The organism is Zobellella taiwanensis (assembly GCF_003012795.1).
GTDB lineage: Bacteria > Pseudomonadota > Gammaproteobacteria > Enterobacterales > Aeromonadaceae > Oceanimonas > Oceanimonas taiwanensis.
The window spans coordinates 17,822-37,304 of sequence record NZ_PXYH01000007.1 but is presented as its reverse complement, the minus strand read 5'-3'; the positions used below and the strand labels follow the sequence as shown (position 1 = coordinate 37,304).

Sequence of the window (19,483 nt, the reverse complement as noted above, 5' to 3'; positions counted from 1 at the left end):
GAGAACCGAATGAAGATTAAGCGTTTTTTTGCCAAGGACATGCGCGCGGCGCTGACCGAGGTGAAAGAAATACTGGGCCCCGACGCCGTCATCATGTCCAACAAAAAGGTCACCGGCGGCATCGAGATTGTGGCGGCGGTGGACGATGAAGATTTGGCGCCGGTGCCCGGCCGGCGCCATTTAACCGAAGACAGTGTCAATATCTCGTCGCATGCCCGCCAGCAGGCCATCCCCCTGGACGGCAAGGCCCAGGCCGAAAGCCTGCAGGCCTTGCTGATGCGCAGCGCTCCCCAGTTTGCCGGCGGCCAGGAAAAAAAGGCCGAGGGCGAACGGGTCGAGCCTTCCCTGGGCCAGCCGTCGCCCCTGTGGAGCCAGGCCGCCGAGGCGCCGGCTCCCGAGCAGTACGTGGGGCGGCGCGACAAACGGCGCGAAGGCCGCGACAAAGAGCGGGAAAAGGACAAGCAACTGGCCGACATGCGCCAGGAAGTGGCCAGCATCCGCCGCCTGCTCGAGCACCAGCTGTCCGGCCTGATGTGGCAGGAAGTGGAGCGCAGCGAGCCGGTACGGGCCATGGTGATCCGCCAGTTGCACGACCTGGGCTTTACCGACGGCCTGGCCGACCAGCTGGCGATGCGGGTCTTGCCCGGCTCGGCACCCTACGAGGCCTGGGAGCAGATTGAAGCGGCCCTGACCGAACAGCTGGTGGCGGGCGAGGACGATATCCTGCGCCAGGGCGGCGCCGTGGCCCTGCTCGGCCCCACCGGGGTGGGCAAGACCACCACCATTGCCAAGCTGGCGGCCCGTTTCGTGGGCCGTTACGGGGCCGAGCAGGTGGCCCTGATCACCACCGATCATTACCGCATCGGGGCCCATGAACAACTGCAGACCTATGGCCGCATCATGGGCGTGGCGGTCAAGCAGGCGCGCACCTACCAGGAGCTGGCCCAGGTACTTTACCAGTTGCGCCATCGCCGGCTGGTACTGATTGACACCGCCGGCATGGGGCAGCGGGACATGCGCCTGAACGAGCAGCTCGATACCCTGGTCGGCGACAACAAAATCAAGATCCGCAATTACCTGGTGCTGCCGGCGACCGCCCAGCGCCGGGTGCTGCAGGAGGCGGTGGATCACTTCCGGCGGATCCCCCTGGCCGGCTGTATTTTGACCAAGCTGGACGAAAGCCTGTCCCTGGGCGATGTGATCGATGTAAGTATTCAGAACAGCCTGCCGGTAAGCTACATCACGGACGGGCAGAGGGTGCCGGAAGACTTGCGATTGGCGGATCCTGCCGGACTGGTACGACAGGCGCTGGGCACCATAGAGCAGCGCCGGGAAGATCCCTATTTCTGGGACACTTTCGAACCGGATCAGGAGGATGCGAATTTTTATGAATAATTGGTATCAGGACCAGGCGAGCGGGCTGCGGCTTATGCATCAATCAGACAATAAAGTGCAGGTTATCGCGGTCACCGGCGGCAAGGGCGGTGTCGGCAAAACCAATATCACCCTCAACATGGCCCTGGCCATGACGGCGCTGGGGAAAAGGGTCATGGTGCTCGACGGCGACCTGGGGCTGGCCAACGTGGACGTGCTGCTCGGCATTCGCGTCAACCGCAACCTGTCCCATGTGCTGCGCGGCGAGTGCAGCCTGGACGAGGTGTTGGTGGAGGGGCCCCAGGGCATCAAGATAGTGCCGGCCACCTCGGGCAACCAGTCGATGACCGAGCTGTCGCCGCTGGAGCACGTCAGCCTGATCCGCGCCTTCAGCGAAATGAAGACGCCGCTCGACGTGCTGCTGGTGGACACCGCCGCCGGTATTTCCGACATGGTGCTCAGTTTCTCCCGGGCGGCCCAGGAGGTGATGATGGTGGTGTGCGACGAGCCGACCTCCATTACCGACGCCTACGCCCTGATCAAGATATTGTCCCGGGACTTCGGGGTGTACCGGTTCAAAATCGTGGCCAACATGGTGCGCAGCCAGCGGGAAGGCCAGGAGCTGTTCGCCAGGCTGACCAAGGTCACCGACCGCTTCCTCGACGCCAACCTGGAGCTGGTGGCCTGCATTCCCTTCGATGGCAATGTCCGCCTGGCGGTGCGCCGCCAGGCGCTGGTGGTCAGCCAGTATCCCCAGTCGCCGGCGTCGGTGGCGATCCGGGCCCTGGCGGCCCGGGCGCTGACCTGGCCGGTGCCCCAGCAGGCCGGTGGCCACCTGCAATTCTTTATCGAAAAACTGTTGAGCCGTCCGATCGTGGAGCAGGATGTCCGGAGTCAATAAAGCCCTGGCCTATGCCAGGCAGCAAGGTCCCCAGGTACTGGTGGAACGGCATGCGGGACTGGTGCGGCGCATTGCCCAGCACCTGCTGGCGCGGCTGCCCGACTGTGTGCTGCTCGACGACCTGGTGCAGTCCGGCATGATCGGGCTGCTGGAGGCGGCGCGCAATTTCGATGCCGGCAAGGGGGCGAGTTTCGAAACCTTTGCCGGTATCCGCATCCGCGGTGCCATGCTCGACGAGATCCGCCGCGGCGACTGGGTGCCCCGTTCGGTGCACCGCAACAGCCGCCAGATCACCGATGCCATGGCGGCGGTGCAGCGGCGCGAGGGACGCCCGGCCACCGACCGGGAAGTGGCCGAGGAAATGGGCGTCGGCATCGAGGAATACCACGCCATGCTGGCCGACGTCAGCAACGGCAAGATCCTCGGCATTGAAGAATTCGAGTCCGGTATCGATGTTCATATCGAGAAGGACCAGCGTCCGGGCAGCCCGTTCGAGGGCATGGTGCGGGAGCGTTTTCAGCGCGCGCTGGCGGCGGGCATCAAGACCCTGCCCGAGCGCGAGGCGCTGGTATTGTCCCTGTACTACGACGAAGAACTCAACCTCAAGGAAATCGGCCAGATCCTCGAGGTTTCCGAGTCCAGGGTCAGCCAGATCCACAGTCAGGCCATGCACCGCCTTAAATCCCGCCTCAGGGATTGGCAAAATTGAGGCCTGACAATAGGTTAATTATCGCGTGATAGTATATCCTGCTCCCTTGCCGGTCGTTTCCGGACCGGCAAGGCGAAGAATACCTGTCATGTTCAGCGGCTGTTGGTTCGGCTTATAGGAGGAAAAGGTTGGACAAGAACATGAAAATCCTCATCGTGGATGATTTTTCCACCATGCGCAGGATTATTAAGAACCTGCTCAGGGATCTGGGCTTCAATAACACTCATGAAGCCGACGATGGCCTTACCGCCCTGCCCATGCTCAAGAATGGCGACTTCGATTTCGTGGTCACCGACTGGAACATGCCGGGGATGCAGGGCATCGACCTGCTGCGGGCCATTCGTGCCGACGACAAACTCAAGCACCTGCCGGTGCTGATGGTTACCGCCGAAGCCAAGCGCGAGCAGATCATCACCGCCGCCCAGGCCGGCGTAAACGGCTATGTGGTCAAGCCCTTTACCGCCGCCACCCTCAAGGAAAAGCTCGAGAAGGTTTTCGAGAGAATCGGATAATAAGGCGTCGTCATGGCAGAACAACAAGGTTTAATCAGCCTGGAGCAGGCCAGAGAGCTGGTTGCCATGCTCGAGCGTGGCGAACAGGAGCAAGCCGATCGTTATCTTGCCGATGTATGCATGCCGCAGGCGCGCAGCCTGCTCGATCAGGTCGGGCAACTGACCCGCCAGCTGCACGATTCCCTGCAGGAATTTCGCAACGATCCCCGCCTGCCCGAGCTGGCGGAAAGCGAAATCCCGGATGCCAAGGAGCGGCTCAATTACGTCATCGACATGACCGACAAGGCCGCCAACCGCACCATGGACGCGGTGGAAGCCAGCCTGCCCATTGCCGACCGGCTCAACGACCGCATCCAGCAGGTGATGCCGGGCTGGCAGGGGCTGATGCAGCGCCAGCTGGAACTGAACAAGTTCAAGGAGCTGTGCTTCCAGCTCAACGACTTCCTGCTTGACTCCGAGCAGGACGCCGAGCGCTTGCGCCAGCTGCTGACCGAGATCCTGATGGCCCAGGACTATCAGGACCTGACCGGCCAGATGATCCGGCGGGTGATCAACCTGGTGCAGGAAGTGGAAGCCAAGCTGGTGGAAATACTGTCGGTCTTCGGCCGGCTGCCGGGGATGGAAGACATCAAGCCGGAGCAGCAAAAGGTCGCCAAATCGGCCATTACCGCCGAGGGGCCGATCATCAATAAAGAACATCGTGACGATGTGGTCTCTGATCAGGACGGGGTCGACGACCTGTTGTCCAGTTTGGGATTCTAAGGAGAGAGCATGGGCTTTGAGGTAGACGAGGATATTCTGCAGGATTTTCTGGTTGAAGCATCGGAGATCCTGGAGCAGCTGTCGGAACAGTTGGTGACCCTGGAAAGGCAGCCCGACGACAAGGACCTGCTCAATGCGATATTTAGGGGGTTCCACACCGTCAAGGGCGGTGCCGGCTTCCTGTCCCTGACGGCGCTGGTGGATACCTGCCACAAAGCCGAAAACGTGTTCGATATCCTGCGTACCGGCCAGCGCCGGGTGACCTCGGAGCTGATGGACGTGATCCTGCGGGCGCTGGATACGGTCAACAGCATGTTCGCCGAGATCCAGAGCCGCCGGGAACCGACCCCGGCGGATCCCCGCCTGCTGGAGGAGCTGGGCTTTTATTGCACGCCCGAGCAGGACGGGGAAGTGGCTCCGGGCGCGGCCGCCGTGCCCGCCGAGGCGGAGCCGGCGAGGGAGGATTCCATCGCCGCCCTCAGCGAGCAGGAATACCGGCAAATGCTCGACGAGCTGGGGCCGGACGCCCCCGCCGATGCCGCCAGCCAGAGCGACGACATTACCGACGACGAATTCGAAGCCCTGCTCGATCAACTGCACGGCGCCGGCAAGCACGGCGGTGTGCCCCAGCAGGAGCCTGAGGCGCAGGCCGGCCCGGTATCGGCCGGCGGCGACGACCTGATTGACGACAGCGAGTTCGAAGCCCTGCTCGACCAGCTGCACGGCGCCGGCAAGGGGCCTTCCGCCGCCGCCCAGGAGCCCTCTCCGGCCCCGGCGCCCGCGCCGGCGGCCCGCCCCGAAGCGCCCGCCGCCGCGCCGGCCCGGCCCAGCGCGCCCCAGCCCGCCCAGGCCGACACCACGGTGCGGGTCGATACCCGCACCCTCGACAGCATCATGAACATGGTCGGCGAGCTGGTGCTGGTGCGCAACCGCCTGTTGAGCCTGCAGTCCGGCCATGAGAACGAGGAAATCACCAAGGCGGTGACCAACCTGGACGCGGTCACCGGCGACCTGCAGGGGGCCGTGATGAAAACCCGGATGCAGCCCATCAAGAAGGTGTTTGGCCGCTTTCCCCGGGTGGTGCGCGATCTGGCGCGCAGCATGAACAAGGAAATCGAGCTGGAAATGTCGGGGGAAGACACGGATCTCGACAAGAACCTGGTGGAAGCCCTGGCCGATCCCCTGGTGCACCTGGTGCGCAATTCCTGTGACCACGGCGTCGAGCCGCCCGCGGTGCGCGAGGCCGCCGGCAAGCCGCGCAAGGGCGTGATCCGCCTGACCGCTTCCCAGGAAGGGGACCATATCCTGCTCGGCATCGAGGACGACGGCGCCGGCATGGATCCGGAAAAACTCAAGGGCATCGCCATCAAGCGGGGCATCCTCGACGCCGACGGCGCCGCCCGCATGAGCGACAACGAAGCCTACAACCTGATTTTTGCCCCCGGCTTTTCCACCAAGACCGAAATCACCGACGTCTCCGGGCGCGGCGTGGGCATGGACGTGGTCAAGACCGGCATCAGTTCGGTCAACGGCTCCATTTTCATCGACTCGGAAAAGGGCAAGGGCACCCGGCTGCAGATCAAGGTGCCGCTGACCCTGGCCATCTTGCCGACCCTGATGGTGCTGGTGGGCGAACAGACCTTCGCCTTGCCGCTGACCAACGTCAACGAGATTTTCCACCTGGACCTGACCCGCACCAGCATGGTCGACGGCCAGCTCACCATAGTGGTGCGCAACCGGGCCATTCCGCTGTTTTACCTGCAGGACTGGCTGCTGCGCGGCTCCAGGCGCCAGCGCAAGGAGCAGGGCCATGTGGTGATCGTCATGATCGGCAACCAGCAGGTGGGCTTTGTGGTGGACGGCCTTATCGGCCAGGAAGAAGTGGTGATCAAGCCCCTCGACCAGCTGCTGCACGGCACCCCGGGCATGGCCGGCGCCACCATTACCAGCGACGGCGGCATTGCCCTGATCCTGGACATCGCCGGCCTGATCAAGGCGTACGCCCGCCGCTACGCCTGAATAACAACAAGGGAGCACGATAATAAAAATGGCTATTCGGGTATTGGTGGTTGACGATTCGAGCTTTTTTCGCCGCCGGGTGAGTGAAATCCTGGAGCAGGATCCCCTGCTGACGGTGGTGGATACCGCCGCCAACGGCCAGGAGGCGGTGGAGAAGGCGAAAACGCTGCGCCCCGACGTCATCACCATGGACATCGAAATGCCGGTGATGGACGGCATTACGGCGGTACGCGCCATCATGAAGGCCACGCCGACTCCGGTGCTGATGTTTTCCTCACTGACCCACGACGGCGCCCGGGCGACCCTGGACGCGCTGGATGCGGGAGCCATGGACTTCCTGCCCAAGCGCTTCGAGGACATTGCCCGCAGCAAGGAAGAGGCGGTGCAACTGCTGCAGCAGCGGGTAAAAGCCATTGCCCGCCGCCGCACCCTGCTGCCCCGCTCGCCGGCCCCGGCAACCTCTGCCGGCGCGTCCCGGCCGCTGTCGTCCCTGCGCGGGCGCAGCCCGCTCGAGTCCCGCACGACCGTGGCCACCCCGGCCCCGGCGGCGCCCGCCGAGCGACGCAGCCTGCCCCGGCGCAGCGGCAAGAGCTACCAGCTGCTGGCCATCGGCACCTCCACCGGCGGACCCGTGGCGCTGCAGACGGTGCTGACCCGGCTGCCGGCCAATTTCCCCCATCCCATTGTGCTGATCCAGCATATGCCGGGTACCTTTACCACCGCCTTCGCGGCCCGGCTCGACGGCCTGTGCCAGATCCGGGTGAAGGAAGCGGAGGACGGCGACGTGCTGCGTCCCGGCCATGCCTACCTGGCGCCCGGCGGCCGGCAGATGATGTTTGAAGGCCGCCCCGGGGCGGCCCGGATCCGCATCCTGGATGGCAACGACAAGGTCAACTACAAGCCCTGTGTCGATATCACCTTTGCCTCCGCCGCCAAGATTTACGGCGGCAATGTGCTGGCGGTGGTGCTGACCGGCATGGGCGCCGATGGCCGGGAAGGGGCCCGCCTGCTCAAGGAGCAGGGGGCCAGTATCTGGGCCCAGGATGAGGAAAGCTGCGTGGTCTACGGCATGCCCCAGGCGGTGGCCAAGGCCGGCATCGCCAGCGAATCCCTGCCGCTGCCGCTGATTGGCGAGGCCATCGTCAACGAAATGGTATCCTGAGATGGCGCTGGCCGGCCTGCTGCTCGCCCTGTTCTGTATCGCCTTGGCCCAGTGGTGGCACGGCGGCAGCCTGTGGGGACTGGTGGACGGGCCGGCCTTTTTGATCGTGGCGGGAGGCACCCTGGGGGCGGTGGCGCTGCAAACGCCCTGGCCCCAGTGCCGGGCCGCCGGGCTGGCACTGGGGCGGTTGTGGCGCGAGCCCGACTGGCCCTTTCATGAGCAGGCCGCCCGCCTGCTGCGCTGGTCCGGCGAGGCCCGCCAGCAGGGCTTTCTCAGCCTGGAAGCCCGGCTCGACGACGACAGCCTCGACACCTTTACCCGCCAGGGCCTGCAATGGCTGGTGGACGGCACCGAGCCCCAGGCGCTGGAGCGGCTGTTCGATCATGAGCTGGACCGGCTGGAAGAGCAGCGCGAGCAGGAAGCCAGGGTATACGAGGCCATGGGCGGCTACAGCCCGACCATCGGCATTATCGGCGCCGTGCTGGGACTGATCCAGGCGATGTCGCACCTGGACGATCCGGCCCGGCTCGGCGCCGGTATCGCGGTGGCCTTTGTCGCCACCCTGTACGGGGTGGGGCTGGCCAACCTGCTGCTGCTGCCGGTGGCCAACCGGCTGCGCGCCCTCCATCGCCGGGAGCTGCGCTACCGGGAGCTGACCTGTGTCGGCCTGCTGGCCATTGCCCGGGGCGAAAACAGCCTGACGGTGAGCCGCCAGCTGGGCCAGTACCGGGAGCCGCACTCATGAGGCGGCGCGGCCTGCCGGCCCCGGCGCGACACGGCGAGCTGGAGCGCTGGCTGGTGTCCTATGCCGACTACATGACCCTGGTGTTCGCCCTGTTCGTGGTGCTGTATGCGCTGCACGTCAGCCGCGGCGAAGGCCGCCAGCAGCTCTCCGAGGGCATGCAGCAGGCGGTGCAGCGGCTGGCGGGGGAGCCGGCGGGCAACCTGGGCCACCAGCAGGGACTGGCGGTGATCGGCCTGGGTGGCGAACCGTCCACGCCGACGCCGGGCCAGCCGGGCGAGGCCCCGCTGGATCCCGAATTTCTTGCCCTGCTGGAGGCCCGGCTGTCGGAACGGCTGCAGCCGCTGGTGGACCAGCGCCTGATCAGCTTTACCCGGGAGGAGGACTGGCTGGTGCTGGAGCTGGACGGCGCCCTGCTGTTCGCCAGCGGCAGTGCCCTGCTGCGCCCGGCCAGCGAGGCGCTGTTGTCGGCCCTGGCGCCGGTGCTGCAACAGGGCAACCACTATATCCGGGTGCGCGGCTACGCCGACACCCTGCCGGTGAGCAACGAGCTGTACCAGTCCAACTGGCAGCTGTCGGCGGAGCGGGCAAGGGCGGTGCTGGAGTGGCTCGGCCACAACGGCATCGAACCGGCCCGGCTGGCGCTGGAAGCCTTCGGCAGCACCCGGCCCCTGGATCTGGGGCGCGGCGAGGCCCGGCGGGCGACCAACCGGCGGGTGGAAATCGCGGTATCCAACCGGGAGTGGCAGGCGCCGGCCGCACTGCCATCCCGCCCCCTGGCCACGGATCAGGACGACGGTGCGCTCGGGGTATTCGAATTGCCTTCCGGGGGCATCCGCATCAGCACAAGGCAGGACGAATCGTGATTGTATGGACGGTAGCAAATCAGAAGGGTGGCGTCGGCAAGACCACAACGGTGGTCTCGCTGGCGGGCCTGTTGGCCCAGCGCAACAAGCGGGTGCTGTTGATCGACACCGATCCGCACGGCTCGCTGACCGCCTACCTGGACTATGACTCGGACACCCTGCCGCACACCCTGTTCGATCTCTTCCTGGCGCCCCGGGTGGGGCGGGCGGAGTTCGAGCAGGTGGCGCTGCAGACCCGGTTCGAGGGTCTCACCCTGTTGCCGGCGTCCATCTCCCTGGCGACCCTGGAGCGCACATCCAGCAGCCGCGAAGGCATGGGGCTGGTGCTCAAACGGCTGCTGGCACAGGTACAGGACGACTTTGACGTGGCCATCATCGACTGCCCGCCGGTGTTGGGGGTGATGATGGTCAATGCCCTGGCGGCCTGCGATCGCATCCTGGTGCCGGTACAGACCGAGTTCCTGGCGCTCAAGGGCCTGGAGCGCATGGTCAGCACCTTCAACCTGATGCACAAGGCGAGAAAGGGCGGTTTTAATTACACCGTGGTGCCGACCATGTATGATCAGCGCACCAAGGCCTCGGTGCAGAGCCTGGAAAGCCTGAAACAGCGTTACGGCGATCATGTGTGGAGTTCGGTGATCCCGGTGGACACCAAGTTCCGCGATGCCAGCCTGCGCCATGAGCCACCTTCTTATTTTGCCAAGGGCTGCCGTGGGGTGTATGCCTACCAGACCCTGCTGCGTTACCTGTGGCGGCTCGAGGGCGTGGAACAACCGCTATGAACAAACGTCAGTTTGACGCGCTGGACGATTATTTCGACGCGCTGCTGGAAGAACAGTCCCCATCGCCGGCCCCCGAACGGGCCGCCCCGGCCTATGCGGATCCGGCCGAGGAAGAACAGCGCCTGGCGCTGGAGATGCTGCTGGCCCGGGTGGCCGAGCTGAAGGAAGAGGAAGCGGCGGCCGAGCCGGCATCGGCACCGGCACCCGAGCCCGTCCCCGAGCCGGTGTGTGAGCCCGATCCGGTATTGCAGACCCCGTCCGGACCGCCGCCCGGCAACTGGCGTAACATGGAAACCGAAAACAGTTTCCAGGCGCTGTTCTTCGAGGTGGCGGGGATGACCTTTGCGGTGCCGCTGACGCACCTGGGGGGGATTTATCAGGTCTCGCGCCTGACCAGCCTGTTCGGCAAGCCGGACTGGTTCGCCGGGGTGATGACCGAGCGCCAGCGCCAGCTCTATGTGGTGGACACCGCCCGCTGGGCCATGCCCGGGCACAGGGCCGAGGAAGAATATCAATACCTGGTGACGCTGGGGGAGAGCAACTGGGGGCTGGCCTGCCACCAGCTCAAGGGCACCGCCCTGCTGCACCGGGATCAGGTAAAGTGGCGCTCCCAGCCGGGCACTCGTCCCTGGCTGGCGGGCATGGTAAAAGAGAAAATGTGTGCCCTGCTGCATGTGGATGCGCTGATTGAGCTGCTGGAGCAGGGCAAGAACATCGACGGACAACAAGTCTGAGTAGACATAAGGGTGGGTCTATGAGTAGTCATCGCAATGTAGCGGAAAATCTGGCCGAGGGGGAAGTGCTGCAATGGGTCACTTTCCGCCTGGATAACGAAACCTACGGCATCAATGTGATGCAGGTGCAGGAAGTGCTGCGTTACAGCGATATCGCACCCGTGCCCGGCGCCCCCGACTATGTGCTGGGTATCATCAACCTGCGCGGGAACGTGGTTACCGTGCTCGACACCCGGCTGCGCTTCGGGCTGCCGCCGGCCGAAGTGACCGACAACACCCGCATCGTGATCATCGAGGCGGAAAAGCAGGTGATCGGCATCCTGGTCGACAGCGTGGCCGAGGTGGTCTACCTCAAGTCCTCGGAAATCGAAAGCGCGCCCAATGTGGGCACCAGTGAAAGTGCCCGCTTCATCCAGGGCGTGTGCAACCGCGAACAGGAGCTGCTGATCCTGGTGGATCTGGACAAGCTGCTGTCGGATGACGAATGGGACGAGCTGGGTCAGCTGTAATGTGGCTCGATCCCGCATTCCTGCTGGCACTGACGGCGCTGGCGCTGGCCATGTTCGCCTTGCTGGTGGCCTGGTCCATGTGGCGGGTCAGCCAGCGCAAGCTGGAGGCCATGAGCCGGCTGATGCGCGAGCTGACCCGCAGCCGGGACAGCTATCGCAAGGAGCTGGAGGAGCTGCAGGCGGGCAGCATCGGCATGGGCAAGAAGCTGACCGAGCTGGCCGCCATCCTGGGCCGGCTGAGCGAGCAGCAGCAGGAGCTGGCGCTCAAGGATCCCCAGAGCAAGCTGTACAGCCGTGCCGCGCGCATGGTGCAGCTGGGCGCCGACATCGAGGAGATCATGGCCGAATGCGAGATGCCGAGGGCGGAGGCGGAATTGATGCTTTCCCTGCATAAAATCAAGGACTAACGCGAGGACGGCCCCGATTGTTGCGCCAGCGCAATAAAGGGCGAGAATTTCCTGTCCCGGCGGGTTAATTTAAGGCCATCATGGGCGCCATGTGCTAGACTGGCGCCCATTTTTCATGGCCTGAACACCGATTTATGCTTGAAGCCCGCGCCCTGACCTGTGTCCGCGAAGAACGCACCCTGTTCAGCGAGTTGTCGTTAACCGTCGCGCCCGGCGATCTGGTGCAGGTGGCCGGTCCCAACGGGGTCGGCAAGACCAGCCTGCTGCGGCTGTTGGCCGGCCTGTCCCGCCCCTATGCCGGCGAGGTACGCTGGTCCGGCGAAAATATCGAGCAGTGCCGGGACAGCTACCATCAGCAACTGTTCTACCTGGGGCACCAGGCGGGCATCAAACACGAACTGACCGCCTTTGAAAACCTCGCCTTTTTCCGCCGCATGCACCATGCGGGCAGCAAGGCCAACCTGTGGCAGGTGCTGGCCCGGGTCGGCCTGGCCGGGCTGGAAGATCAGCCCGCTGGGCAGTTGTCGGCGGGCCAGAAGCGGCGGGTGGCCCTGGCCCGGCTGTGGCTGGGCGGGCCCGCCCTGTGGATCCTCGACGAACCTTTCACCGCCATCGACAAGCACGGGGTCAAGGTGCTGGAGCGGCTGCTGCTGGAGCACACCGACGCCGGCGGCATGGTGCTGATCACCACCCACCAGGACCTCAACCTGTGCGCGGACCGGGCGCGCACCCTGCATTTGACCCCTGGCGCGGAGGAGACCCCATGATCAGCATGTTTGGCGGCGTGGTCCGCCGCGAACTGGTGTCGGCCCTGCGCCGGCGCGCCGATATCCTCAATCCCCTGTGGTTTTTCGTGATTGTCATCACCCTGTTTCCCCTCGGCGTGGGTCCCGAGCCGGCCCTGCTGGCGCGTATCGCCCCCGGTATCGTGTGGGTGGCGGCGCTGCTGTCGTCGCTGCTGGCGCTGGAGCGGCTGTTCCGGGACGATTATATCGACGGTACCCTGGAACAATTAATGCTTATGCCCTGTCCTTTGGGGGTACTGGTGCTGGCCAAGGTGCTGGCCCACTGGCTGCTGACCGGCCTGCCGCTGTTGCTGCTGTCGCCGCTGGTGGCGGTGCTGTTGAGCCTGGACCTGGCCGGATTCTGGGGCATGTTCTGGACCCTGTTGCTGGGTACGCCCATCCTCAGCCTGCTGGGGGCCATAGGGGTGGCGCTGACGGTGGGCATCGGCAAGGGCGGCGTGCTGCTCAGCCTGCTGACCCTGCCGCTGTATATTCCGGTGCTGATTTTCGCCACCTCGGCAATAGAGGCCGCCACCCTGAGCGTGCCCTACAACGGCCAGCTGGCGATACTGGGCGCCATGCTGGCGGGCAGCGTGACCCTGGCGCCCTTTGCCATTGCGGCGGCGCTCAGGGTGAGCGTGAACTAGGCCGGGCAAAGGTTTTTCGGGCGGCGGATTTGGGGTATCTTAGGTCCGCCTAACTCATCCGTAGTATAAAAAAGGTCTGTGAGCAAGATGTGGAAATGGTTACACCCTTATGCCAAGCCTGAGCAGGCTTACCGGCTGGCCGGGCTCTGGTTGCCCTGGTTCGCGGTTTTCAGCGTGGTTTCCTTCGCCGTCGGCCTGGTGTGGGGCCTGGCCTTCGCCCCCGCCGATTATCAGCAGGGCGATGCCTTTCGCATCATCTATATCCACGTGCCCTCCGCCATCATGTCCATGGGCGCCTATTCCTCTATGGCGGTGGCTGCCTTTATCGGCCTGGTGTGGCAGATCAAGACCGCCGACATGGCGGTGGCCGCCATTGCGCCGGTGGGCGCGGTGTTTACCTTTATTGCGCTTTTTACCGGCGCCGCCTGGGGCAAGCCCATGTGGGGCGCCTGGTGGGTGTGGGACGCCCGCCTGACCTCGGAGCTGATCCTGCTGTTTCTCTACCTGGGCGTGATTGCCCTGTACAACGCCATTTCCGACAAGGTGCTGGCGGGGCGTGCCGCCGGCATACTGGCGCTGGTGGGGGTCATCAACCTGCCCATCATCCACTACTCGGTGGAGTGGTGGAACACCCTGCACCAGGGCGCCACCATCACCAAGTTCGCCAAGCCGTCCATTTCCAACGACATGCTCTGGCCTTTGCTTGTCATGATTTTTGCCTTCATCTGTTTCCTGGGCGCGGTCACCCTGATGCGGCTGCGCAATGAGTTGATCCGGCGCGAATCGCACCGGCCCTGGGTTCTGAACATGGCGGAGAAACAGGATGAAATTTGATAGCTGGTCTGCATTCTGGGCCATGGGCGGTTACGGCTTTTATGTCTGGCTGTCCTTTGCCGTGACCCTGCTGGCCCTGATCGGGCTGGTGGTGGCCACCATAACAACGAAGAAACGCTTGCTGCGCGAGGTCAAACAGAAACAAGCCAGGGCCGCCCGTCGCAAGGCCGCCCAACAGTTGGAGAACACCTTATGAACCCAAGACGTAAGAAGCGAATGACCTTGCTGATCGCCGTTGTGGTGGGCCTGTCGGTGATGACCGGCCTGGTACTTTACGCCCTGCAGCAGAATATCGACCTGTTCTACACCCCCACCGAGCTGGTACAGGGCAAGGGCAAGGACAAGATCAAGCCCGAGGTGGGCCAGCGCCTGCGCATCGGCGGCCTGGTGGTGCCGGGCTCGGTGTCGCGGGATCAGCAGAGCCTCAGGGTGAGCTTCGATCTGGTGGACGCGGGCGGCGAGAAGGTGACCGTACAGTTTGAGGGCATATTGCCGGATCTGTTCCGGGAAGGGCAGGGCATAGTGGCCCAGGGTACCCTGGAGAACGCCCGCACCATCAATGCCTTCGAAGTGCTCGCCAAGCACGACGAGGAATACATGCCGCCGGAGGTGGCGGAAGCGCTCAAGGGGATGGAGCACTTCAAGCCCGAGTACACGGAAGAGCAACTGAAAGGGAGCCGTTCATGATCCCCGAGATAGGCCAATTTACCCTGATCCTGGCCCTGGCGGCGACCGTGGTGCTCAGCATCTATCCGCTGCTCGGCGCCGCCCGGGGCAATGTGCGGATGATGCTGCTGGCCCGGCCCCTGGCCTATGCCCAGTTCGGTTTTTTGCTGGTGTCCTTCCTTTGCCTGACCTGGGCCTTTATCGATCACGATTTCACCGTGCTTTATGTGGCCTCCAACTCCAACAGCCTGCTGCCCCTGGAATACCGGATTTCGGCGGTGTGGGGCGCCCATGAGGGTTCGCTGCTGCTGTGGGTGTTGATCCTGGCGGGCTGGACCGCCGCCGTGGCCCGCTTCAGCCGCGCCCTGCCGCTGGATGCGGTGGCCCGGGTGCTGAGCGTGATGGGCATGGTGGGTATCGGCTTTCTGCTGTTCGTACTGCTGACTTCCAACCCCTTTGAACGCACCTTGCCCTATTTTCCGGTGGACGGCCGCGACCTCAACCCGCTGCTGCAGGATCCGGGGCTGATTTTCCATCCGCCCATGCTGTACATGGGTTATGTAGGTTTTTCCGTGGCCTTCGCCTTCGCCATCGCCTCGCTGATGACCGGCAAGCTGGATGCCGCCTGGGCCCGCTGGTCCCGTCCCTGGACCATGGCTGCCTGGATCTTCCTGACCTTGGGCATAGCCTTGGGTTCCTGGTGGGCCTACTATGAGCTCGGCTGGGGCGGCTGGTGGTTCTGGGATCCGGTGGAAAACGCCTCCTTTATGCCCTGGCTGGCGGGCACGGCACTGATCCACTCCCTGGCGGTGACCGAAAAGCGCGCCACCTTCAAGGCCTGGACCGTACTGCTGGCCATACTGGCCTTCTCCCTCAGCCTGCTCGGCACCTTCCTGGTGCGCTCCGGGGTGCTGGTATCGGTGCATGCCTTTGCTTCCGATCCTACCCGCGGGCTCTTTATCCTGGTGTTCCTGCTGCTGGTGGTGGGCTCTTCACTGCTGCTCTATGCCATCAAGGGCGCCGAGGTCAAAAGCCACGGCAAACATGAGCTGGCCAGCCGGGAGAGCCTGTTGCTCGGCAACAACATCGTGCTGATGGCCGGCCTGCTGGTGGTGCTGATTGGCACCTTGTTGCCCCTGGTGCACAAGGAGCTGGGCCTGGGCAGCATCAGCATAGGCGCGCCCTTCTTCAACAGCCTTTATGCCTGGCTGATCATTCCCTTTGCCCTGCTGCTGGGGGCCGGTCCCCTGTTCCGCTGGCGCCGCCAGCAGATGAAAGAGATCAATGGCAAGCTGCTGTTCGCCCTGCTGGCGAGCGTGGCCCTCGGGGTGCTGCTGCCCTGGTGGTTTGCCGAGCGTTTTGAGATTTGGGCGGCCGTGGGCATCGGCCTGGGGATATTCATCACCATCACCAGCCTGCAGGAAACCTGGATCCGGGCCACCCACCGCCATGGTTTCCTGACCGGGGTGCGCAAGCTCGGCAACAGCCACTGGGCCATGATCCTCGGCCATATCGGCCTGGCGGTGTCCATCATCGGCATTGCCTGCACCCAGATTTACAGCATCGAGCGCGACGTGCGCATGGCCAAGGGCGACAGCGTCACCTTCGCCGATTACACCTTCACCTTCGAGGGCATCCGCGAGGCGGACGGCGCCAACTATGAAGGCTTCAAGGGAGTGATCAGCGTGGCCAGGAACGGCCGGCCGCTGACCGAGCTGCGTGCCGAAAAGCGGATGTATGTGGTGCAGCGCATGCCCATGACCGAAGCGGCCATCGACGCGGGCTTCACCCGGGATCTCTATGCCGCCCTCGGCGAGGAGCTGGACGACGGCGCCTGGGCCATCCGTCTTTATTACAAACCCTTTGTGCGCTGGATCTGGTTCGGGGCCCTGCTGATGTCCATCGGCGGCGCCATCGCCATCGTCGACAAACGCTACCGTTTCGGCCGTCGCCAGGCCGGGGAGGAGACCGCATGAACCGCCGCATCCTGATCCTGTCCATTCCGCTGCTGCTGTTTTTGGGCGCCAGCGTCTTTCTGTACAAGGGGCTGTTCTCGGATCCCACCAAACTGGAATCGGTGCTGATCGACCAGCCGATCCCCGAGTTCACCCTGCAGGATCTGCACGATCTCGACAAGCAGCACAGCAAGGACATTTTCACCGGCCAGCCCATGCTGCTCAACGTCTGGGCCACCTGGTGCCCGACCTGCTATGCCGAACATGAGTACCTGAACGAGCTGAAGGCGAAGGAAGGTATCTACATCATCGGCATGAACTACAAGGACGAACGGGACAAGGCCCTGCGCTGGCTGAAGAACCTGGGCAATCCCTATGCCATCGATCTGTACGATCCGCGCGGCATGCTGGGGCTGGATCTCGGGGTGTACGGGGCGCCGGAAACCTTCCTGATCGACAGCCGGGGTGTGATCCGCTATCGCCACGTGGGCGACGTCAACGACCAGGTGTGGCAGCAGACCCTCAAGCCCATCTTCGAGCGGATGGAGTAAACCATGCTGATGCGAATCATGATGCTGGCCGCCGCCCTCTGGCTGGCGCCGGCCCAGGCGGCCATTGATGTTTACGAGTTCGAGGATCCGGCGCAGGAACAGGCGTTTCGCGAACTGGTGCGGGAGCTGCGTTGCCCCAAGTGCCAGAACCAGGACATCTCCGACTCCAATGCGGAGCTGGCCAAGGATCTGCGCGATAAAACCTATGACATGCTGGTCGCCGGCAGCAGCAAGCAGGAAGTCATCGAATACATGGTGGCCCGCTACGGCAATTTCATCCTTTACAAGCCGCCGCTGATGGCTTCCACCCTGATCCTCTGGATCGGCCCGGTGCTGGTGATCCTGATTGGCCTGGCGGTGGTGCTGGTGCGAACCCGCAAGCGCTCCGGTGCCGGGAGCGGGGAGGAACTCAGCGATGAAGAACGTGCCCGTCTGGCCCGCCTGCTGAACAAAGACAAAGAGAACTGACATGACCTTATTCTGGATCTTCAGTGCCGCCCTGACGGCCCTGCTGGCACTGGTTATAGTGCTGCCCCTGATCCGCGGCCGGGCCGAGTCGACCCAAAGCCGCAACGATCTCAACACCCGCCTGTACCGGCAGCGGCTGCGCGAACTGGCCCAGGACAGCGAGCTCGGCCTGCTGGAGGACGATGAATCGCTGCAGCGGGAGCTGCAGAAAAGCCTGCTCGACGACGTGGTGCCCGAAGCGCGCCAGGCGCGGGATGCCGGTGCCGGCCCCCTGGTCTGGCTGTCGGCGGTGGTGCTGGTGGTGCTGCTCAGCTACGGCGCCTACTGGCAGCTGGGTGCCCACCGCCAGGTCGCCGAATGGCAGCAGGTATCCGGCCAACTGGCGGATTTGTCCCGCCGGGTGCTGGTGGAGCCGGACGACAGCGTGACCGACCAGGACGTGCGCGAGCTGATGCTGGCGCTGCGTACCCGGCTGCACCAGGACGGGGACGATTATCGCGGCTGGCTGCTGCTGGGGCGGCTGGCGCTGGAAATGCGCGACGGGGAAACCGCCCGGGATGCCCTCGACAAGGCGCTCAAGCTGACCGACGATCCGGGCGCCGTGCTGGTGCCCTACGCCGAAGCGCTGGCCATGACCGGCGAAAGCCTGCGTGCCGAGCAGATAGTGCGCGATGTGCTGCGGGATCATCCGGACAACCTCGAGGCCTGGTCGGTGTACGCCTTTATGGCGCTGCAGCAGGATGACTACGCCCTGGCCATGGCCCGCTGGCAGCAAATGCTGGAGCGGATGGCACCGGACAATCCCCGCTACGCCATGATAGAGCGCTCCATCGCCTTTGCCGAGCAACAGCTCTCCGTGGCCGAGGTGACGCCGGTGTCCGGGCCGCGCTACGAGGTGGAAATCAATACCTCCAGCTCGGTGCCCTATCATCCGGGCGCGGTACTGTTCGTGTTCGCGGTGGACGCGGCCGGCGGGGAAATGCCGTTGGTGGCCCGGCGCATCGAGCAGCCGGCCTTTCCGCTGACCATTACCCTGTCCAACGCCGACGCCATGGTACCGGACAACAACATGAGCAGCCGAGAAGCGGTGATCATCAAGGCCCGCATTGCCCCGAGCGGCAATGTGGCGGACTCGACCAACGCCTGGGAAGGCCGCAGCGGCGTACTCAGCACGGATGAGGACAGCCGTATCCGGGTCATGATAGATACCCCGTTGTGACGATTTCCGGTGGCCGCTCCGGCCGGCCGCCGGTACACTGGATAGAAACGATAACAACGAGCAGGGCAAGATATGATGTGGCAGCGCATGCTGATACCCGCCGCCGGTCTCTTTCTGACCGGGTGCGCGGCGCACCAGGGGGTGGATGTCCCCCCCAACCAGGATCCCTTTACTACCACCAAGCCGGCGGATTATGCCCGCGCTACCGCCGCCGATCCCCGGGATCCCTTCGAGCCGGTCAACCGGGCCGCCTGGATCATCAACTATGACGTGCTGGAGCCCTATGCGGTCAGGCCGGTGGTGCATGCCTACGCCGACTATGTGGCGGACCCCCTGAAGGACGGCGTACAGAACATGATGCTCAACCTGGAAGAGCCGGCCAGTTTCGTCAATCACCTGATCACCGGCGACCTGCCGGGGGCGGGGACCAACCTGGCCCGTTTTGGGGTCAACAGTACAGTGGGGATACTGGGCTTTTTCGATGTGGCCGAAAAAATGTCACTCTCACCCCAGCCCAAGGATTTCAGCCAGGTGATGGGGCAAATCGGCATCTCGGACGGCCCCTATCTGATGGTGCCCTTTGCCGGCCCTTACACGCTGCGCCAGTTGTCCGGTGACGTAGTGGACAGTCTCTATTTCCCCTATGACGTCATGAGTCTCGCCATGCGGGCCGGCAAGTGGGCTTTGATGGGGCTCTACGATCGCAGCCAGTTGATCGACCGCGAAGCCATCATCGACAACGCCCTCGATCCTTATGGCCTGACCAAGGACTTTTATCTGCAGTACCAGGCCACCAAGGTGGGCCGGGAAGCAGAGAGGCCGGACGAGGATCTGAGCGATTTTATGGATGAGATTGACGGCTAACCAATGACCGGAAGC

23 protein-coding genes are annotated in these 19,483 nt (G+C 64.2%); all 23 read left to right on the top strand.

Translation table 11 applies throughout. The features are described 5' to 3' along the window. The first annotated feature begins 9 nt into the window (after positions 1 to 9). The 23 genes from flhF (at position 10) to C7I36_RS06565 (ending at position 19,468) form a co-directional block, all read left to right on the top strand. On the top strand, positions 10 to 1,395 hold the full coding sequence (gene flhF / locus C7I36_RS06675; protein WP_106452946.1) for a flagellar biosynthesis GTPase FlhF: 1,386 nt from the start codon (positions 10 to 12) through the stop codon (positions 1,393 to 1,395). Next, positions 1,388 to 2,275: a MinD/ParA family protein gene (locus C7I36_RS06670; protein WP_106452945.1), complete on the top strand. Its 888-nt coding sequence runs from the start codon at positions 1,388 to 1,390 to the stop codon at positions 2,273 to 2,275. Before flhF ends, C7I36_RS06670 begins: the two co-directional genes overlap by 8 nt. After that, positions 2,259 to 2,984, top strand: a complete 726-nt coding sequence (locus tag C7I36_RS06665) for an RNA polymerase sigma factor FliA (RefSeq protein WP_106452944.1) — start codon at positions 2,259 to 2,261, stop codon at positions 2,982 to 2,984. Before C7I36_RS06670 ends, C7I36_RS06665 begins: the two co-directional genes overlap by 17 nt. Positions 2,985 to 3,124: 140 nt before the next feature. Further along, positions 3,125 to 3,496 (top strand): chemotaxis response regulator CheY, encoded by a 372-nt coding sequence (gene cheY, locus C7I36_RS06660; protein WP_425445035.1) that lies wholly within the window; start codon positions 3,125 to 3,127, stop codon positions 3,494 to 3,496. A gap of 12 nt (positions 3,497 to 3,508) precedes the next feature. Continuing rightward, complete coding sequence (locus C7I36_RS06655) at positions 3,509 to 4,258, top strand: protein phosphatase CheZ (protein WP_106452942.1); 750 nt, start codon at positions 3,509 to 3,511, stop codon at positions 4,256 to 4,258. Positions 4,259 to 4,267: 9 nt separating this feature from the next. After that, positions 4,268 to 6,277 carry a chemotaxis protein CheA gene (locus tag C7I36_RS06650; RefSeq protein ID WP_106452941.1) on the top strand — a complete coding sequence of 670 codons (2,010 nt, stop codon included), beginning with the start codon at positions 4,268 to 4,270 and terminating at the stop codon, positions 6,275 to 6,277. Positions 6,278 to 6,305: 28 nt separating this feature from the next. Beyond that, a complete protein-coding gene (locus tag C7I36_RS06645; RefSeq protein ID WP_106452940.1) occupies positions 6,306 to 7,439 on the top strand; it encodes a protein-glutamate methylesterase/protein-glutamine glutaminase in 1,134 nt (377 codons plus the stop codon). Between the two features lies 1 nt (position 7,440). Continuing rightward, positions 7,441 to 8,184: a flagellar motor protein gene (locus C7I36_RS06640; protein ID WP_106452939.1), complete on the top strand. Its 744-nt coding sequence runs from the start codon at positions 7,441 to 7,443 to the stop codon at positions 8,182 to 8,184. Next, entirely contained in the window at positions 8,181 to 9,047 is an 867-nt protein-coding gene (locus C7I36_RS06635; protein WP_106452938.1) for an OmpA family protein, read from the top strand. The genes C7I36_RS06640 and C7I36_RS06635 overlap by 4 nt, the downstream gene beginning before the upstream one ends. Next, positions 9,044 to 9,829 (top strand): ParA family protein, encoded by a 786-nt coding sequence (locus C7I36_RS06630; protein WP_106452937.1) that lies wholly within the window; start codon positions 9,044 to 9,046, stop codon positions 9,827 to 9,829. The genes C7I36_RS06635 and C7I36_RS06630 overlap by 4 nt, the downstream gene beginning before the upstream one ends. Next, positions 9,826 to 10,563: a chemotaxis protein CheW gene (locus C7I36_RS06625; RefSeq protein WP_106452936.1), complete on the top strand. Its 738-nt coding sequence runs from the start codon at positions 9,826 to 9,828 to the stop codon at positions 10,561 to 10,563. The genes C7I36_RS06630 and C7I36_RS06625 overlap by 4 nt, the downstream gene beginning before the upstream one ends. 20 nt (positions 10,564 to 10,583) lie before the next feature. Further along, positions 10,584 to 11,072 (top strand): chemotaxis protein CheW, encoded by a 489-nt coding sequence (locus C7I36_RS06620; protein WP_106452935.1) that lies wholly within the window; start codon positions 10,584 to 10,586, stop codon positions 11,070 to 11,072. Further along, a complete protein-coding gene (locus C7I36_RS06615) occupies positions 11,072 to 11,479 on the top strand; it encodes a DUF2802 domain-containing protein (protein ID WP_106452934.1) in 408 nt (135 codons plus the stop codon). The genes C7I36_RS06620 and C7I36_RS06615 overlap by 1 nt, the downstream gene beginning before the upstream one ends. Positions 11,480 to 11,613: 134 nt before the next feature. Further along, entirely contained in the window at positions 11,614 to 12,246 is a 633-nt protein-coding gene (gene ccmA / locus C7I36_RS06610) for a cytochrome c biogenesis heme-transporting ATPase CcmA (protein ID WP_106452933.1), read from the top strand. After that, positions 12,243 to 12,911, top strand: coding sequence for a heme exporter protein CcmB (gene ccmB / locus C7I36_RS06605; RefSeq protein ID WP_106452932.1), 669 nt, complete (start codon positions 12,243 to 12,245; stop codon positions 12,909 to 12,911). The genes ccmA and ccmB overlap by 4 nt, the downstream gene beginning before the upstream one ends. A gap of 87 nt (positions 12,912 to 12,998) precedes the next feature. Then, the gene (locus C7I36_RS06600) at positions 12,999 to 13,745 is read left to right on the top strand and encodes a heme ABC transporter permease (RefSeq protein ID WP_106452931.1); all 747 of its coding nucleotides are present in this window, start codon (positions 12,999 to 13,001) and stop codon (positions 13,743 to 13,745) included. Continuing rightward, positions 13,735 to 13,941 carry a heme exporter protein CcmD gene (gene ccmD, locus C7I36_RS06595; RefSeq protein WP_106452930.1) on the top strand — a complete coding sequence of 69 codons (207 nt, stop codon included), beginning with the start codon at positions 13,735 to 13,737 and terminating at the stop codon, positions 13,939 to 13,941. Before C7I36_RS06600 ends, ccmD begins: the two co-directional genes overlap by 11 nt. Then, positions 13,938 to 14,432, top strand: coding sequence for a cytochrome c maturation protein CcmE (gene ccmE / locus C7I36_RS06590; RefSeq protein WP_106452929.1), 495 nt, complete (start codon positions 13,938 to 13,940; stop codon positions 14,430 to 14,432). Before ccmD ends, ccmE begins: the two co-directional genes overlap by 4 nt. Further along, on the top strand, positions 14,429 to 16,387 hold the full coding sequence (locus C7I36_RS06585; protein WP_106452928.1) for a heme lyase CcmF/NrfE family subunit: 1,959 nt from the start codon (positions 14,429 to 14,431) through the stop codon (positions 16,385 to 16,387). The genes ccmE and C7I36_RS06585 overlap by 4 nt, the downstream gene beginning before the upstream one ends. Then, positions 16,384 to 16,917 carry a DsbE family thiol:disulfide interchange protein gene (locus C7I36_RS06580; RefSeq protein ID WP_106452927.1) on the top strand — a complete coding sequence of 178 codons (534 nt, stop codon included), beginning with the start codon at positions 16,384 to 16,386 and terminating at the stop codon, positions 16,915 to 16,917. Before C7I36_RS06585 ends, C7I36_RS06580 begins: the two co-directional genes overlap by 4 nt. A gap of 3 nt (positions 16,918 to 16,920) precedes the next feature. After that, positions 16,921 to 17,385 carry a cytochrome c-type biogenesis protein gene (locus C7I36_RS06575; RefSeq protein WP_425445034.1) on the top strand — a complete coding sequence of 155 codons (465 nt, stop codon included), beginning with the start codon at positions 16,921 to 16,923 and terminating at the stop codon, positions 17,383 to 17,385. Between the two features lies 1 nt (position 17,386). Further along, complete coding sequence (gene ccmI, locus C7I36_RS06570) at positions 17,387 to 18,604, top strand: c-type cytochrome biogenesis protein CcmI (RefSeq protein WP_106452926.1); 1,218 nt, start codon at positions 17,387 to 17,389, stop codon at positions 18,602 to 18,604. A gap of 75 nt (positions 18,605 to 18,679) precedes the next feature. Then, positions 18,680 to 19,468, top strand: coding sequence for an MlaA family lipoprotein (locus tag C7I36_RS06565; RefSeq protein WP_281258133.1), 789 nt, complete (start codon positions 18,680 to 18,682; stop codon positions 19,466 to 19,468). Positions 19,469 to 19,483 lie beyond the last annotated feature (15 nt).

Coding starts and splice junctions, on each gene's coding strand:
- flhF (WP_106452946.1), top strand. CDS start 10: ATGAAGATTAAGCGTTTTTTTGCCAAGGACATGCGCGCGGCGCTGACC.
- C7I36_RS06670 (WP_106452945.1), top strand. CDS start 1,388: ATGAATAATTGGTATCAGGACCAGGCGAGCGGGCTGCGGCTTATGCAT.
- C7I36_RS06665 (WP_106452944.1), top strand. CDS start 2,259: ATGTCCGGAGTCAATAAAGCCCTGGCCTATGCCAGGCAGCAAGGTCCC.
- cheY (WP_425445035.1), top strand. CDS start 3,125: ATGAAAATCCTCATCGTGGATGATTTTTCCACCATGCGCAGGATTATT.
- C7I36_RS06655 (WP_106452942.1), top strand. CDS start 3,509: ATGGCAGAACAACAAGGTTTAATCAGCCTGGAGCAGGCCAGAGAGCTG.
- C7I36_RS06650 (WP_106452941.1), top strand. CDS start 4,268: ATGGGCTTTGAGGTAGACGAGGATATTCTGCAGGATTTTCTGGTTGAA.
- C7I36_RS06645 (WP_106452940.1), top strand. CDS start 6,306: ATGGCTATTCGGGTATTGGTGGTTGACGATTCGAGCTTTTTTCGCCGC.
- C7I36_RS06640 (WP_106452939.1), top strand. CDS start 7,441: ATGGCGCTGGCCGGCCTGCTGCTCGCCCTGTTCTGTATCGCCTTGGCC.
- C7I36_RS06635 (WP_106452938.1), top strand. CDS start 8,181: ATGAGGCGGCGCGGCCTGCCGGCCCCGGCGCGACACGGCGAGCTGGAG.
- C7I36_RS06625 (WP_106452936.1), top strand. CDS start 9,826: ATGAACAAACGTCAGTTTGACGCGCTGGACGATTATTTCGACGCGCTG.
- C7I36_RS06620 (WP_106452935.1), top strand. CDS start 10,584: ATGAGTAGTCATCGCAATGTAGCGGAAAATCTGGCCGAGGGGGAAGTG.
- C7I36_RS06615 (WP_106452934.1), top strand. CDS start 11,072: ATGTGGCTCGATCCCGCATTCCTGCTGGCACTGACGGCGCTGGCGCTG.
- ccmA (WP_106452933.1), top strand. CDS start 11,614: ATGCTTGAAGCCCGCGCCCTGACCTGTGTCCGCGAAGAACGCACCCTG.
- ccmB (WP_106452932.1), top strand. CDS start 12,243: ATGATCAGCATGTTTGGCGGCGTGGTCCGCCGCGAACTGGTGTCGGCC.
- C7I36_RS06600 (WP_106452931.1), top strand. CDS start 12,999: ATGTGGAAATGGTTACACCCTTATGCCAAGCCTGAGCAGGCTTACCGG.
- ccmD (WP_106452930.1), top strand. CDS start 13,735: ATGAAATTTGATAGCTGGTCTGCATTCTGGGCCATGGGCGGTTACGGC.
- ccmE (WP_106452929.1), top strand. CDS start 13,938: ATGAACCCAAGACGTAAGAAGCGAATGACCTTGCTGATCGCCGTTGTG.
- C7I36_RS06585 (WP_106452928.1), top strand. CDS start 14,429: ATGATCCCCGAGATAGGCCAATTTACCCTGATCCTGGCCCTGGCGGCG.
- C7I36_RS06580 (WP_106452927.1), top strand. CDS start 16,384: ATGAACCGCCGCATCCTGATCCTGTCCATTCCGCTGCTGCTGTTTTTG.
- C7I36_RS06575 (WP_425445034.1), top strand. CDS start 16,921: ATGCTGATGCGAATCATGATGCTGGCCGCCGCCCTCTGGCTGGCGCCG.
- ccmI (WP_106452926.1), top strand. CDS start 17,387: ATGACCTTATTCTGGATCTTCAGTGCCGCCCTGACGGCCCTGCTGGCA.
- C7I36_RS06565 (WP_281258133.1), top strand. CDS start 18,680: ATGTGGCAGCGCATGCTGATACCCGCCGCCGGTCTCTTTCTGACCGGG.